Here is a 17,622-nt window from a genome sequence, read left to right as displayed (position 1 = left end):
GGAAGGCAATGATCTGCTGATCGGCGGAGAAGGGTCTGACCTTCTCGACGGCGGCGCTGGCGACGACGAGCTTGTCGGTTTTGACAACGATAGCGCGCCCGGTGACCGTGATCTGTTTGTTGGCGGTCTGGGCGATGACACTCTGCGTGGCGGAAGCGGTGACGATATCTACCGCTTCGAGCTAGGTCATGGCCGTGATCGGATTGTCGATCTGGGCGGTTCGGACAGGCTGGAATTCGGAGTTGGCATTGCACAAGGCGACGTCAGTGTCGTTCAGGTGGATGGTCGACACCTAGAGCTGCGCATCGGCGATGCCGCCGGGACCGACGGACGCATCTTGCTTGAAGATGTGCTAAGTCGTCCTCTACAACGCATTGAGTTTGTTGTTTTTGCAGACGGGACAGAGCTCCAGTGGTTAGAAATTCTAGAGTTGTCACTCGCGGCTACCGATGCAGACCAGATGCTGAGCGCGCCAGCTGAAAACTTGCTCTTCAATGGCAGTTTCGAGGAACCGTTTACGCGAATTGACTCATTTCATTCCGCCTCAATTCCAGGTTGGAGAGACCTTAACGGCGGAAGAATTCAGATCATTGGTGGGCTGGCTGAAGGGATATCGGCGAGTGATGGTTCTAACTGGATCGACCTTGAATCGGCAGGCAATACCTGGATGGGGCAGACGATTTCTGGTCTCCATGCCGGGGAAGGGCTGCGTTTAGAATTCGATCATGCCAATCGTACGTCCATCGCCTCTGGATCTTTCGAGGTGTATTGGAACGGTAGTCTTGTTCTCACGGTCGCAGAGACCGGACTTGACTATCGAACGAAGTCACTCGACTTGGTCGCGATTGACGGTAAGAATGAACTGTCTTTCAGAGGTCTCGGGTCACTAAATAGTGACGGGGCCGCGCTTGATAACGTCCGCTTGTTCCGAACGGCCTCGATCCGATCAGGCACCCTCGATGGCGGCGCTGGGAATGATCAGCTGACCGGCAGCGAGTTTGCCGATACTCTTATTGGCGGAACAGGGAACGACCTCCTTGCTGGCGGCGACGGGGATGACTCCTATCGCTTTGATATTGGCGATGGCCAGGATGTCATAGCTGATGCGTCTGGTGCCAATCGCCTTGTGTTTGGCGTAGGTATTGATCCTTCAATGATCGAGGCTGTGCCGGGTGAGAGCAATCTCGTTCTGCGGATTTCGGGAACCGATGATCGCATCGATCTGGGTGCGCCTGCTGAGGTCGGTATGGGAATCGGTATTGTCGAGTTTGCCGATGGAACGGTTTGGAGTGAAGCGACACTCATTGCGCTCGCCGCAGTCGCTGAAGAATCCACTGGACGCATTGTTGGCGATGTGACTGCAAACGTTTTGACGGGCGGATCGGACGACGAGCTTATCCAAGGCTTGGCTGGTGCCGACATTCTCGATGGCGGGGCGGGCAATGATCGCCTTGAAGGTGGTGCGGATGGTGATCTCTATCGCTTCGCCCGCGATGGCGGGCACGACCGGATCGCTGACGCATCGGGCAATGATGTGCTCGAGTTTGCTGCCGACGTTACGCCAGATGATGTTACGGTTGAGCAGAGCAGCGATGGGAGCGTGTTCGTGCTTCGTATCAAAGGTACAGAAGCTCGAATCGCGATTGAAGAAGCATTGGGCTCTGGCACTATTGAGGAAGTGCGCTTTGACGATGGCACTGTGTGGGGGACACAAGATCTGATCGCCCGCGCGGGAACCTTCTCTGGCGATGTGATTACAGGCAATGCCGAGGCCAACATAATTGAAGGTGGTCTGGGTAATGACACCTTGGCTGGGAAGGGTGGCAACGACACGTACCTCTTCACCTTGGGTGACGGCAGCGATACGATCAATGACGGCGCTTCTTCAACTGGCGACCGGCTTGAAATCGACGGCTACACGCTTGAGGACCTGCGGTTTACGCGGCGTGGTGAAAATGACCTCGTCATTCGCTTCAACGGAACGACTGATCAAATCGCTATCGTTGGCGGGCTGCTGTCGAACGCTGGTGTTGAGACAATTGGATTGTCCGACGGCACAGAATTGGTGCTGGCGGATATTCAGGCCGCGCTGGTCGCTGGTGAAGCGACCGATGGTAATGATGTGCTTATCGGTACGGATGGTGATGACACCATTGATGGCGGCCTGGGCAACGATCTCGGAGATGGCGGGCTCGGTGCCGATAGCTACAATTATTCGGCTGGTGATGGAGATGATCGGTTCGAGCCGCTTGCTGGAGGCAGCGATGTTCTGGTCCTCACCGACTATGATGTTTCCGACTTGCAGTCGGTTGCGCGCGGCGGGCCCGACAATCTCGATCTGATTCTAACATTTTCTAATCCCGGAGATCGCGTTTCGCTGGTTGGTGCATTGTCATCTGCGAACAGCGGTAGCCGCACTGTCACGGTGCAGTTCGCTGACGGCACGACTTGGAACCGCGATGAGATGCGAACTGCCACGCTCGATGCGAGCGATGGCTTAGGCGATGACAATGTGTTTGGCTTCGATGGAGCCGACAGTTTTGCGGCTCGTGCTGGCGATGATTTGCTTGTCGGTCTTGGCGGCGCAGATGCTTATGCATTTGAAACCGGGGCTGGGCACGATCGGATTGACGAGCGTTCCAATAGTGGCGGTGACAGTGTCACTTTCCTTGATATCAAATCGACAGATGTTTCCGTCGAGCGTCTCGCACGCGGTAGCGATACGGTCGTCTTCCGCGTTGCAGGAAACGCGGACGATAGCCTGACTGTCACGCGCGCTCTATCGGATGGTGGCACAGGGATCGAGCTGTACACCTTCGCTGACGGCATTAGCTGGACAGCGGATACGATCCGCGACCGACTGGCCAACCGCGCGCCGAACGCGTCCGCTGACGGGACCTTCTCTGTCATCACCGGTAATGAGCTGATCATCAGCGCTGCTACACTGCTTGCTAACGACTTCGATGCGGACGGAGATACGCTGCGTATCGTGGCAGTCGATGGCGGCGAGAATGGTGTCGCGATGATCGACACAAACGGTGATGTACGTTTCACTGCTATTGGCGGCTACTACGGCCCAGTTACCCTGTCCTACACGCTCGCTGATGGGCGCAATGGGTTTGACGAAAGCACAATCGAAGTGCGCGTGCGTCCAATCGCAACCGCTTTCGACGACGATGGCTTTACCGTGGAAGAAGACAGCAGCATTGTTGTCCGAGTTGAGCGTCTATTGTCCAACGACCTCGATGGCGACCGCATGGTCGTCGGTGATGTATTTGATGCAGTCAATGGCAGCGTCGCGCTGTCGAGCGATGGCAATATCAGCTTTACTCCGGATGCTAACTTCAATGGCCGTGCTGAATTCAGCTATGTCGCGAATACGCCGGAAGGTGGCCGCGCCGAGGCCAAGGTCTTCATCGACGTCACGCCAGTCAACGACGCGCCAGTCGCGCGCAACGACGGCGTGCCAGCGGTGGCCGAGGGAACGGCCTTCTCGATTGATCCACGTATTCTGACTTCGAATGATAGCGATATCGATGGCGATACGCTGACCATCGAGTCAGTCAGCTCCAATGCTAACGTCCAAGTCGAGATAGGCGAGGACGGACTGATTGCCGTCACTCCGACCGACTATTACTGGGGCGCTGCTTACTTTGATTACACGGTCAGCGACGGTGCTGGTGGTACGTCAAGCGGGCGGGTCAGCTTTACCATAACGCCAGTCAATGACGCACCTGACCTTACAGACGACCGCTTTGAGACGAACCAGGACGGCAGCCCTATCCTAGAAGACAACCCGATTGTCATCTCAGCCGATCAGCTGCTGGCAAATGATATCGAGCGTGATGGCGACCCGATGACGGTTACCGCCGTTGGGCAGGACTTCGGCGGCCGTGCACGCTTGCTTGATAATGGAACGGTACTTTTCGAGCCATCGACAAATTTCAATGGCGAAGCGTGGTTCGACTATCAGGTCTCCGACGGGCAAGGCGGTGTCTCTTGGGCACGCGCAACGGTCGTCTATCAACCGGTGAATGACAGGCCGGTTGCCCGGGACGACAGCTACAAGAGCGATCAGTTGCCGATTTTGCGCGGTACAGAAGATACGGTGATGGTCATTCCGATCGTCGAATTGCTAAAGAACGATTTTGATATCGAAGGCTTCGCAGTCACCTTTGAAGAAGCAACCGATGCTGTGAACGGCGACCTCGTCGTCGAGAACGGCAATATTATCTTCACACCCGACGCGGACTTCTGGGGCGAGGCCACCTTCGGCTACAGCGTCACCGATCCAGAGGGGCTGGTAGATGGCGGCCGTGTTACCTTGTGGTTCGAGAATGTCGGTGATGCACCTCCGGTCGTCGCGCCTGATACGATCTATGTCTCAGAAGACGTGCCGACGGTCATTGAGATCGACTCCCTCCTCGCAAACGACACCGATATCGATCGCGACCCTCTGACTTTCCTTGGTTGGCACCTTAACAATTTTGACGCTCCGTTAAACGGGACGCTTGAGTACGACGCGGATGGCAATCTGCTGTTCACGCCCAACAATGATGCAACTGCCTCTGGCGGTTTCCGCTATCGCATTACCGACGGAACGGATGGAGAAGCTGAGGGCAAGGTCAATATCGTCATCGTGCCGTCGAACGATGACCCGACCGTGTCCGATGACTTCGGGTTTGTGACCCCGCAAGATGCGCCACTAGTCATTCGCGTTAGCGACCTGCTCGCCAATGACTTTGATATCGAACAGATTGATACGGATGGCGATGGCGTGCCTGACGTTGACCTCGATAACCCGTCTCGTGCTCGACCGAGCTTTGTCGGCGTGGACGCGGTGCTTGCCTATGATCCATTGCAGCTGGGCGAACGCGTCCAGGTCGGCGAAGTCGAGATTGTAGAATGGGCAGGCGAGCAGTTTGTTGTAGTCCGCTTCGACGAGGGCTTCAGCGGGCAGATCGCAATCGAATACCGTATTGCTGATGCAGATGGCGCCGAAGACACTGGCTTTGCGTTCGCCAATGTCGCTGATTTCTATGCAGGTGTACTGAATGGCACTCCAGACCCGGACTACATCGAAGGCACTCCGGGAGCCGACCTGATCAAGGGTCTGTCGCAAAACGATAGAATTCTTGGTGCGGGCGGCAATGATACGATATCGGCCGAATCTGGCGATGATTGGGTCGAAGCCGGCGAAGGCGATGATACTATTGACGGCGGCGATGGGGCCGACCGGCTCGACGGCGGTGCTGGTTATGACACTGTAACCTTCGAAGGTTCTGACATTGGCATTCGCGCAGACCTTGAATCGCGCGTTGGTCAAGGTGGGTTTGCTCAGGGCGATGTCTATATCGGCATCGAAGCCCTGATCGGCACGATCTGGAACGACCAACTCGGTGGTGATGCAGCAGACAATCGTCTCGAAGGTCGCGAGGGTCGTGATATCCTAGAAGGCCGTGGCGGTGCAGACACCCTGAGTGGTGGTGAAGGTGACGATACCATTTCAGGCGGCCAAGGTGCTGACGCAATCGACGGCGGCGAAGGCAATGATACCGCAGTCTACGAATTCTCCACTGCAGGTGTAGCGATCTCGCTGATGGCGGGAACTGCACTTGGCGGAGAGGCAGAGGGTGATGTGCTGGTCAGCATTGAGAACCTGATCGGTTCGGATTTCGCTGACGCGCTTGAGGGCGACATTGGTAACAACCTGCTATCCGGCAAGCGCGGCGACGACACTTTGATCGGTGGCGCTGGCGACGATGTTTTGATCGGAGGTCGCGGCGCGGATGCGCTTCTGGGCGGCGAAGGTATTGATATTGCAGACTATACGCTTTCGGTTGAAGGCGTAACCATCGATATGGCTGATGGCAGTGCAGGCGGTGGCGATGCGCTGGGCGACACATTCAGTGGCATCGAAATCGTCCAAGGTTCCTATCACGATGACACGATCCGCGGCGATGATGGGGACAACCGCATTCGCGGTAGTCGAGGCGCTGATGTGATCGATGGCCGCGGAGGCTTCGACATCGCGGACTACAGCGTTGCTGATGAAGCGGTCGAAATCGACCTTGCTCAGGGCATCGGACTAGCTGGCGAAGCGCTTGGTGACACTTTGCTCAACATCAGAAATGCTGGTCGGTTCGGTGTACGATGATACGTTCACTGGCAGCGCGGCAGACGAGACGTTCGAAGGCGGCTTCGGCAAGGATGTGATTGCCGGAGGCTTCGGTTCGGATAGCTATGTGTTTGGCATCGAAGGCGATGAAGACACTATCAACGAGCTCGGCGATGCAGCCGATATCGACAGGATTGTATTGAATTCGACTGTCGCTCCGAAGGATGTCTCCATCCTGCGCGATGGCGATGACCTCTTCATCGAGTTTGAGCGTGATGATGGCTTCCTGATCGACACAATCCGAGTGACCGATCACTTCCTCGGACGCGAAACTGGTATTGAAGAAATTGTCTTCGACAATGGCACTATCTGGGATCGTGATACGATCGACACGCTCCAGCGTGTGGGACGCTTCAACGCAGCGGACGATACGATTCGTTTCGCGCAAGAAGACGAGCCTATCCTCATCGATCCGGCGCAACTTATCGCGAACGACGCAGATGATGTGTCGACACTTTCCTTCGTCGGGATCGACCGTGCCATCGATGGCACAGCCAGAGTGACCGATGATGGCATGATCGAGTTCCTAGGTGCGCCAAACCACAATGGCGATGCCTTCTTCTACTATGTGGTTCGTGACGAGTTCGGGCGCGAAAGTGATGCACGGGTCGAAGTGAACCTCGCACCGGTCAATGATGCTCCGACTGCCGTGGATGACGATCTGCAATATGCGACCGAAGATCAAATCTTCCGTGTTCGCATCGACACTCTCCTCGCCAATGATTTCGATATCGACGGACCAGCAGATGTCGAGAATCTGCGTATTGTCGGCATCCGGCCGCTAGAGAATTTCCAAGGCAGCGATATCGATCGCTTCAAGCATATTGACTATCGATTTGCTGCCTCGAACATGAGTGGTTCGATTAAGGGCGATTATCTCGAGTTCAAGCTGCGGGGTGACTATTTCGGCACCGCCGGATTCCAATATGTATTGGCTGATGGTGATGGCGCCACGTCGGTGGCAACGGTTGAAGTCTATGTCTCGCCGGTCAATGATGGACCGCGCGCGGATGACACCGTTCACAAGGTTCGCTTGAGCTCCGTTCAGCGTATCTCTCAAGCCGATTTGCTCGCCAATAGCTACGATATCGAAGGTGACGCGATCAGCTTTGTCGGGCTGTTCCCAGGTGCGGACGACAATCCTGCGTCAAATGGGACAGTCACTATAGACGATGCGACGGGTGACTTCCTGTTCACGGCAGATGCCTTGGGCTCGGCATACCTTGAATATCAGGTAATTGATGAGCGCGGCGCGGCTTCAACACTACTATATAAGCTATTCGTGAAGCCGGATAATGACGCGCCCGTGGCTCGCAACGATTATGGTTTCCGGACGTTGGAAGATCAGATCCTGATTATCGATCCGGCCCAGTTGTTAGCCAACGACAGCGATGAGAACGGCGATATCTTGACGCTTGAAAGTCTGTCTCGCTTCGCAACCAATGGCAAAGTTCGCATCAATGAGGATGGGCTGATAGAGTTTGCGCCGAAGGCCGACTTTAACGGTTCGGCTGGTTTCGAATACACCATTAGCGATGGTCGCGGCGGCTTCGACACTGCTTGGGTCGGTCTGACCATCCTTCCGCGCAATGAGTCTGCAATCCTGCGGAACGATCTCGTGTCAGGTCTCGAAGACGGACCGCAATTCGTCATTCCAGCAGAAGCATTCGGCAACGATATCGAGCCAGATGGCGACGTCCTGTTCTTCGAACGGGCTAGTGTGGTCGGAGTGGTCGAACACAAATGGCTCTCGGCCGACTTCGAAGTCAGTGCACGGATGGCCGACGGCACTGTTCTGGCCGACACACTCGTGTTCGACGCAGCGACCATGACGTTCTCTGGCACCCTTCCTTCCGACGCGGATGGCTCCGTCATTGTCGATGTCTGGGTCGAAGATTCGGCGAACGGACGTATCTTCAATAAGCGCTTTGCTCTTGAACAGGCTGACCTTGATGGGGGCGTTGAAGTCAGCAACAACGTGCTGTCTGGCTTCCGTGTCCGTGAAGATCACTCAACAAACCTTGAGTTCGACGCGCTGCGTGTGGATGACGATACAGTTGTCACAGCGACGCTCACCGATGGATCCGTTCTGCCAGATTGGCTTGTTTTCGATGCGGGGACGCTCAGCTTCAGCGGCACGGTTCCACAAGATGTGACGGCGCCATTCGATGTTGCTGTCAGCTTCGTTCGTACCGATGCGGACAGTGGAGAAGAAATCACATTCGGTGACACGCTCTCTATCGATCCCACTGCGCTGGCGAGTGGCTCGATAGCATATGACAGCGATATCGCGCTTTTCGATCTTGCAGGAGCGAGCATCGCTGCTCAGCTGAATGGTGGTCGCCCGCTGCCAGATTGGCTTGAATTTGATGCCGATACGCGTTCGCTCGCTTTGACTGGTTTCGAACCCGATGTGGATGCAGAGCCTGTCCGCCTGCAGGTGGTCTTCACTCCACCAAAACGTACTTTGGCCAGTGGCACTGTGGCATCGAGCGATAGAGGCTTCACACTGGAGTTCGTTATCGACCCTGCCACTGGCATCGATCCTGCAATCAATGCCATTCTTGCAGGCGATCCATTCTTCGCTTCCCAAGGTTTGTTTGCACTCGATTTGGGTGAAGCGGCAGAGCTCGCAGTATCTCGTGAGAGCGGCGCTCCGCTCAATGATTGGCTCAGTTTCGACGCTGACACCCTCTCCTTTGCAGGCACACCGCCGCCAGAATTCGTCGGTGCGCTACCTGTGCGGATTGATGTCACTGGCAACGGAATTGACCTGCCGACCATGTCGGTAATTACCGAGGTTGTTGTCGATGATACGGTTTCCGTTAGCGGTCTCAATGGGCTTGGGCTGAGCGTTCAAGATGAACGTATCGACCTCGTCACGCCAATCGATTTCAACGGTACCGTTGTTTTCTCTTACGACGCAGGCGACGAGAAAGGTGCGGTTTCGGACGAGCCTGCGCTTATCTTCTTCAATGTCCGCCCGACGCGAGAGCGGCCTGATGCGGGCAGTGATGCCCTTGCGGTAGATGAAGGTGCTTCGATCCGTTTCGAAGTCGCCTCGCTCCTTGCGAACGATTTCGACCGCGATGGCGATGAAATCCGGGTGACAGCGCTTGGCGCGGCGCCATCAGGCGTTGTTGTTCTTGAACTAGCAACGGTTTCGATTGATCCGCCGGCAGGTCTTGAGGCCGTCAGTGGTGCGGTCTTCTCAGCGACGCTTGCGGATGGCTCGGAACTTCCGACATGGCTTGCGATCAATGCTACAACCGGTGTGGTTTCCGGTGCAGTGCCGCTCGATGTCCTTGCGACACTCAACATCACTGTTTCGCGCGATGTCGCTGGCGTAGTCGATAAAGCCGGTATCACGCACGACTTCGACGGCAATGCAGGTGCGTTCGCAACCTATACTCCGGAAGCAGCCTTTAGCGGCCAAGATGGCTTCACATACACAATCACTGATGATCGTGAAGGCGAGCGTGATGGCCGCGTTGTTGTAACGGTGAATCCACTTGAAGATCCGCCAGTTGCAGTTGCAGATAGCGTCGCGGCAGTAGAAGATACGCCTTTGCTGATCGATCCAGCGAGTTTGCTGGCCAATGATTTCGACGTTGATGACGATCCGATACGCTTCCTTGGTGTCAGCAATGCGTCGCGCGGTACAGTTGAGTTCGACGGCACGAACATTGTCTTTACTCCGGAAGATAACTTTTCGGGTAACGCAAGTTTCGAATACACCATAACCGATGACCGGCATGGTGTCTCAACTGGCAAGGTGACAGTCAATGTCGCATCGACCAATCAGGCACCAACACTGGGCGCAGACATCTTTGCTACTGAAGAAGATGTTCCATTTACCTTCACCATTGATGACCTGCTGGCCAACGACAGCGACCCGGATGGTGATACACTTCGCTTCCAATCGCTCCAGCGCTCTGTCGAGGGTGGTCGCATCCAAGAGCTTCCAGGCGGCCGTTTCGAGTTCGTGCCGGATGAAAACGTCAATGGACCGATCACCTTCCGCTACTCGGTAACCGATGGGCGTAAGACCTCAGTTCAGACGGCAACGTTCGATATCGCTGCGGTCAACGATGCGCCGATAGCCAATGATGACTTTGGATTTGTGGGTGATGTTGATCAGCCAGTCGTCATCGACTTCGCGACACTCCTTGCCAATGATCGCGATGTCGAAGGCGACAGCTTTGAGATTGTCGAGGTGTTCGATGGCGATCAGGGCTTTGTAGTTCAGGACGGACAGACGGCCGTATTCAACCCCGATGGCGGCTATTTTGGCGATGCTGGATTCCACTACCGCGTGACTGATGAGCATGGCCAATCAAGCATTGGTTATGTCAATTTGACCATCTTCCCAGACTTCCCATTGCCGGTTGCGTCGTCGGATAGCGGCCTCGAAATGCTCGAAGATGGCTATATCGACATCGATCCCGCTGTGCTTATGGCGAATGATACGGCACCGGATGGGAGCACGCTCGAATTTGTCACGCTGGAAGGAGCGGAGCTCCTCGAAAACGGACAGTATCGCTACACAGCCGATCCGAACTTCTTTGGCGAAGTAACGCTGCGCTATGCGATTCAGAACGAACGGGGCTTCCCAGTTTGGACCACTGTCTCGATTAACGTTTTACCGGTTGAAGACGCGCCTATCGCGCAGGATGACACATTTGAGACAATTGAAGATCTTCCGCTTGTCATCTTCGCTGACGCGCTGCTCGCAAATGACAGTGACGCCGATCCGCAAGCCTTGTTTATCTCTGGCTATGGCGAAACCAATGGTCTGACCATCGAAGAACTTGGCAATGGACAGATCACGATCACTCCTGATGAGAACTTTAATGGCACGGCCTGGTTCGATTATGAGCTAAGCGATAGCTCTGGGTTTACAGACACTGCGCGCGTGCATGTCTGGGTTGAGCCAGAGAACGACCCGCCGGTTATTGATTTGGTGCCGATCATGCGCGGCCTCGAAGACGAGGCGTTTAATGCGGCATTGCCTGCTGGCTTCGCAACCGATCCCGATGGAGATATTCTGACCATCGAAGTGCGAGGTAAAGATGGTTCGGCTCTTCCGACATGGCTCACATATGATGCCGCCAACCGCACTCTTAGCGGGCAACCGCCGCAAGATTACAACGGCGCGGTTGCTCTGGAAGTTGCTGCCTTTGATGGTCAGGTTGAAACCGTACGCGAATTGCTGGTTTCGATTGAGGCCGTAAACGACGCACCTGAGGTTGGTAGCGGTATCGATGACCTCGCAAGTGCCGAGGACAGCGCGTTTAGCATGGCACTGCGCAGTGACGCGTTTAATGATGTGGACGGCGATACACTTGAGCTGACGCTGACGATGTCCGATGGCACTTCGGCGCCTGATTGGGTGCGCTTCGAGAATGGTTTGTTGGAAGGCACTCCACCGCAGGACTTCAATGGCGTTCTAGAGCTACTTGTCACTGCTAGCGACGGGGCCTTGTCGGTAAGCGAAGGCTTCACGCTCAACATCACCCCAGTGAACGACGCACCCGTCGTGAATGTCGAACTGAGTGATGCGATTTACGACGAAGATACTGCCATTGCTGTCGAACTGCCTCAGGATGCGTTCGCCGATATTGACGGCGATGCGTTGAGCTTATCGGCGACGCTTGTTGGCGGTGCTGCATTGCCAGCCTGGCTGGAGTTTGACGGCTCACGCTTTACCGGAACACCCCCGCAGGACTTCAACGGCGACCTTGAGCTGCTAGTAACCGCCAGCGATGGAGAGCTGGAAGCGAGCGCGGGATTCACTCTGACAATTGCGTCCGTAAACGATGCGCCTGCAATTCTAGTGCCGCTAAGCGATCTTACGAGCGCAGAAGATGAAGCATTCAGTCTTGCTTTGCCGACTGATGGGATTGGTGATGTAGATGGAGATTTGCTCACTTTTGCCGTGAAGCTCGCTGATGGCAGCGACCTTCCGGCTTGGATCAGCTTTAACGGCACTCATCTTGAGGGGACGCCTCCGGCTGACTTCAATGGTACGCTCGAACTTCAGCTCATAGCGGATGACGGCGAGCTTAGCGTTGCTGATACATTTGCGCTGACTATCTTGCCTGTAAATGATGCACCTATCTTGCTCTCAGCGCTAGATCCGCTGACTAGTGCGGAGGATCAGGCATTCGCTTTCACCTTGCCGCTTGATCGCATCACCGACGTTGATGGCGATGCGCTTGGCTACTCATTGAGCTTGGCTGACGGGTCAGCCCTGCCAGCTTGGGTGGAATTCGATGCTGCGACTGGTGAAGTCAACGGAACACCGCCGCAAGACTTTAACGGCGCACTCGATTTGATGTTGACTGCTAGTGATGGCGAGTTTGCCGTCGATGCTCCACTTCGTCTCACTATCGATGCCGTCAATGACGCGCCGCTCCTCTTGGCCTCTCTGCCTGACGTGGCGGGCATCGAAGACGAACCGCTCACCTTTTCGATTGATCCGAACACGTTCGGCGATGTCGATGGCGACGCACTTTCGGTCACTGCTACACAGGTAAACGGAACCGCCTTGCCAGATTGGTTGCAGTTCGAGAACGGCAGCTTCACGGCCAATCCGCCTCAGGATTACAACGGTGTTCTATCGGTGACTGTTTCCGCCAGCGATGGCGAATTCTCAGTCAGCGACACGTTCTCGATTACTTTTGGCGCAGTCAATGACGGGCCAGTCCTGCTATCCGATTTTGATGATATAGCGATTGACGAAGACGCCGCCTTCGATGTCACCTTGGACATTGCGAAATTTGTCGATGTCGACGGGGATCCGCTTGCCATAACACTGTTGCAGGCTGACGGTTCTGCTTTGCCTGACTGGTTGCAATTCGATGGGGCCCGCATTTACGGAGCACCGCCCAGCGATTTCAATGGCAGTTTTGCGCTGACCATCTCTGCGAGCGATGGCGAATTCATTGCAGGCGACACGTTCAGCTTTACCATTTTGCCAGTCAACGATGCTCCAGCGTTAGTCGACTGGTTTGCCAGCGACGTTCACTCGGCCGAGGACGCAGCGATTGACGTGCCGCTGCCCGACGGCGCATTTGTTGATGTTGATGTTGATGTTGATGGTGATGTTCTTACGCTGTCAGCTGCACTGGAGTCGGGTGATCCATTGCCAAGCTGGCTCGGCTTTGATGGAACTCGCTTCACCGGCACTCCGCCGCAAGACTTCAACGGCCAATTCGATATCATTGTTGAGGCGACTGACGGGTTGGAGACTGCAACAGCTGGGTTCTCTCTGATCATCGACCCGGTCAACGATGCACCTGTTGTCCTTACGCCTTTGGCGGATGTGGAAAGTGCCGAAGATACCGCCATCAGCGTCGACGTGCCACTTGCCAACTTTGCCGACATCGATGGCGATGCTCTCACGCTAACTGCGAGCCTGATCGGTGGTGCGGCACTGCCGACATGGCTTGCCTTTGACGGCACCACGCTAAGCGGCACACCACCGCAGGATTTCAATGGTGAACTGGATATCGAGATCATGGCCGATGATGGCCTGCTTGGGGTTAGTGACACGTTCCGTCTTACCGTTACTCCGGTGAATGACGCGCCGATTGTGCTAACACCATTGTCCGATCTGCTTACCGCAGAAGATCGCGCGATCGACTTGCCATTGCCTACCGACGGCTTTGGCGATGTTGATGGCGATGCATTGACCTTCACGCTAACGATGGCCGATGGCAGTGCGCTGCCTGCTTGGCTCAGCTTCGATGGCGAGCGATTGAACGGCACGCCGCCGCAAGACTTCAATGGCATTCTCTCACTCCAAATGACCGCAAGCGACGGCGAACAGTCGGTCTCCGACCCGTTTGCTTTGACGATCCTGGCCGTCAATGACGCACCAGTAGTTGTTACTCCGCTTGCCGATGTCGGAGGCGTTGAGGACGAAGGCTTTGCCTTTGCGATTGACCCGACAAGTTTTGCCGATGTCGATGGTGACACGCTCACTCTGTCAGCTCGACTGGCGGATGGAACGGGGCTGCCTGTATGGATGCAATTCGACGGCACCACACTGTCGGGCACGCCGCCGCAGGATTTCAACGGCACCCTAGAACTGGAGGTGTTCGCGAATGACGGATTGCTCGCTGCGAGCAGCACATTCACTTTCACAATCGATCCGGTCAATGACCGTCCAGTGCTTCTCGTACCGATGTCTGATCAGACGATCACCGAAGATGCTGAATTCTCATTCGTCCTCCCGAGCGGCACCTTCGGCGATGTGGACGGTGATGCGCTCACTTACACTGCCGCACTGAATGGCGGAGCCCCGCTTCCCGCGTGGCTCAATTTCGATGGCTCGACCTTCACTGGAACACCACCAGCGGATTTTAATGGCACGTTGCAGGTCACAGTTACCGCTGGTGATGGCGAATATGCTGCTGAAGGCGGATTTGCGCTGACGATCACTCCAGTGAACGATGCGCCAGTGCTGATCGCGCCGCTGTCTGCGCAGAGATTTGATGAAGATACGCCATTTTCTTTCTCGCTCGAGACCGCAAACTTCGCCGATGTTGACGGCGATACACTGACCTTCACTGCTGAGCTTGAAAGCGGCGGCACTTTGCCAAATTGGCTGGCCTTTGACGGCAGCAACTTCACTGGCACTCCGCCGCAAGACTTTAACGGTGATCTGCGAGTATCTGTAACCGCAACTGACGGCGAGTTTAGTGTTTCGGACACATTCAATCTGACAATCACGCCAGTCAATGACGCTCCGCTAACGGTTGGCGAACTCGTGGACATCACGATCTTTGGCCGCGAGGCGTTCGACTGGGTTGTACCTGCTGATATCTTTACCGACATTGATGGTGATACGCTGGTTCTGAGTGCAACAACAGCTGATGGCGGCGATCTGCCATCTTGGGTCTCGTTTGATGGCGATCGCTTTACTGGGATCGCACCCGACGACTTTGATGGAATTGAGAGCTTTACAGTCACAGCAAGTGATGGTGAGTTTTCCTCGAGCGCCAGCTTTGATGTGACAATCATTGATCCGAATGATCCACCTGTGGCTGGTGATGACGGAATTTTTGTTGGTATTCAGGCGCAAGACTTGGTCATCCTGCGGAGTGATTTGCTCGCAAATGACTTCGATCCAGATGGTGATCCATTGAGTATCGTTTCGTTTGAGACAAACGGTGCAGGTTCGGTGAGTTTCGACGCAGATGGTAACATCGTCTATTCGGTCGATAGCACCTTTGTTGGGACAGACAGCTTTAGCTATACAATCAGCGATGGCAGCGAGACAGCCACAGGGACCGTCAATGTCCGTATCGACAGCCAGTTTACCGGTTGGTCTCAGGGCAGCGCTGGCAATGACAGGCTGTTTGGCAATAATAAGGCCATCAATCAGCTGTTTGGCGGCGATGGGGATGATCATGTCAAAGGCGGCAAGCTGAACGATCGCCTGGCTGGGGGTAATGGCAATGATAGGCTTCAAGGCCTTAATGGCGACGACGAGCTCTGGGGCGGCGCTGGAGATGACGACATCAAAGGCAATGGCGGCTTTGATACGGCGTTCTACTTCGGCCTTCGGGATAGCTATGTGATCCAGACGGTCGATGGGACGGTACAAGTGGTAGATGCCGCACCAACGATCGACGGTGATGATGGCACCGATACGATCTCCAGTATTGAGCTGCTCTCGTTCAAGAACGGCGAGACCGCTTCGGTTGTGTCTCCGATCATTCTCGATTTGACTGGGGATGGCATCGAAACCTTAAGTGCCGGGGACAGCGATGCTCTGTTTGATTTGGACGGTGATGGTCTGGCCGATGACACCAGTTGGATCGGATCGGGAGATGCCTTCCTTTATTTGGATCGCGACGGTAACGGCACAATGTCTGGTGTCGAGGAAATCAGTTTCGTCGATGATGTACCAGATGCGGCTACCGACCTTGCTGGATTGGTTGCGTTCGACAGCAATGGCGATGGCGTGCTCAATGCCCAAGATGAGCGCTTCGCAGAATTCGGCGTTTGGCAGGATGCCGATGGTGATGGTGCGGTAGACGACGGTGAGACTGCCAGCCTAGCGCAAGTTGGCATTGCGTCGGTCGACCTCACCGGCACTGCGGTGAACGGCACCGTTGAGTTTGGCGAGGTGGCGATTGCCAATACGGGAAGCTTTACGTTGGTGAACGGCGTGCGCCGGGAATTTGCCGATGCGGCACTGACCTACTTCTCAGCCGCCACCAACGTGACTGAGATGAGCGTCACGAACTATGACTTCGACCGCAAAGCCAAGAAGTATCGGATCCATATCGGAGACGGCATTGTGTCGGTCGACCGCAAACGCCGCCGCTCGGATAGCGCGGCCGGGGCAGGGCAGCTGGGCGCGAACACGCTGCTGACCTTCAGCAACAAGACCTACGGCCGATTTGCACCTGTTGTGCTTGATTTGGACGGTGACGGCGTCGAACTGGTCAAACGCAGCAAATCGAACGCAGCCTTCGACTATGATGGCAACGGCGGTGCGGATGACACAGGTTGGATTTCGGGCGACGATGCCTTCTTGGTCATCGACCGTAACAATGACGGGTTGATCACAGAGGCGTCCGAACTTTCGCTTGCAGCAGAGAACGATGACGCGCGCACCGGGCTTCAGGGCCTCGCGGCCATGGATAGCAACCGTGACGGTGTCATCGACGTTGACGATTCAAGGTTTGGCGAACTGCGCGTTTGGCAAGATCGCAACGCTAATGGCCGCACTGATGCTGGCGAGTTGATGACACTGGAAGAGGCCGGAATAGTCTCGGTATCGCTTGCCGTCACCGGTCTTCAGGACCGCGTCAAAGTGACCAAGAATGCAGTGACCGCGACCTCGAGCTTTACCCGCTCAAATGGCACGACCAGCACGGTTGCCGACGTGTCGCTGGCCTATCAGCCCGGTGCTGGCGTCCGCGCCGCAGCAACAACGGATCTGAGCGCGCAGACTACGTTTGCGAGCATCCAAAGCCAGTTCTACGCGGACCTGTTCGGAGCTCAAGCGCAGCTGCCGACCAACGACGAGATCTTCGATCTGCTCCGTTCTGGTGGCGATGACGCTCTTTCGCGCTTGTTCGGTGCACCTGAGCGTTCTCAAGCTCCGGTGGGAAGTGTCTCAGTGGCTGCCAATCAGGCGGCGCCTACTGGCTTGCAATTCACCAGCGAGGTGTCCGCAGGCCAGTCGTTGCAGGTCGCGCCATATGAACGTGCCCTGTTGCAGGAGCTGAATGAGGCAGAGCACAGCACTGAGCTTGAAGAGGCGCGGGCTGACTTTGCTCGCCGCTTAATGATGATCAATCAGGATATGGCTGTGTTTGGCGCTCCATCAGCGATGGACGGCGTGCGGCTTGATCAACGATCGATGTACATCCCTGATCTGTTCGTGGCTTAGCCGATACTTCAGCGAGAAGAGCCATAAG

Annotated in this window: 2 protein-coding genes and 1 pseudogene; all 3 read left to right on the top strand. The window is 55.6% G+C overall.

All coding sequences use genetic code 11. The annotated features are described in order from the left end of the window. Positions 1-7: 7 nt before the first annotated feature. Positions 8-178 (top strand): annotated as a pseudogene (locus AC0V6U_RS06650) (calcium-binding protein); the annotation flags it as partial. Positions 179-667: 489 nt separating this feature from the next. Further along, positions 668-6,157: a cadherin-like domain-containing protein gene (locus tag AC0V6U_RS06645; protein ID WP_472645384.1), complete on the top strand. Its 5,490-nt coding sequence runs from the start codon at positions 668-670 to the stop codon at positions 6,155-6,157. Then, a complete protein-coding gene (locus AC0V6U_RS06640; RefSeq protein WP_472645383.1) occupies positions 6,108-17,594 on the top strand; it encodes a tandem-95 repeat protein in 11,487 nt (3,828 codons plus the stop codon). Before AC0V6U_RS06645 ends, AC0V6U_RS06640 begins: the two co-directional genes overlap by 50 nt. The last annotated feature ends 28 nt before the right edge of the window (positions 17,595-17,622 follow it).

The sequence above is a fragment of the Erythrobacter sp. W36 genome, from assembly GCF_057364935.1.
The sequence above is the reverse complement of the archived record's forward strand: the minus strand, read 5'-3'. Positions and strand labels throughout refer to the sequence as shown.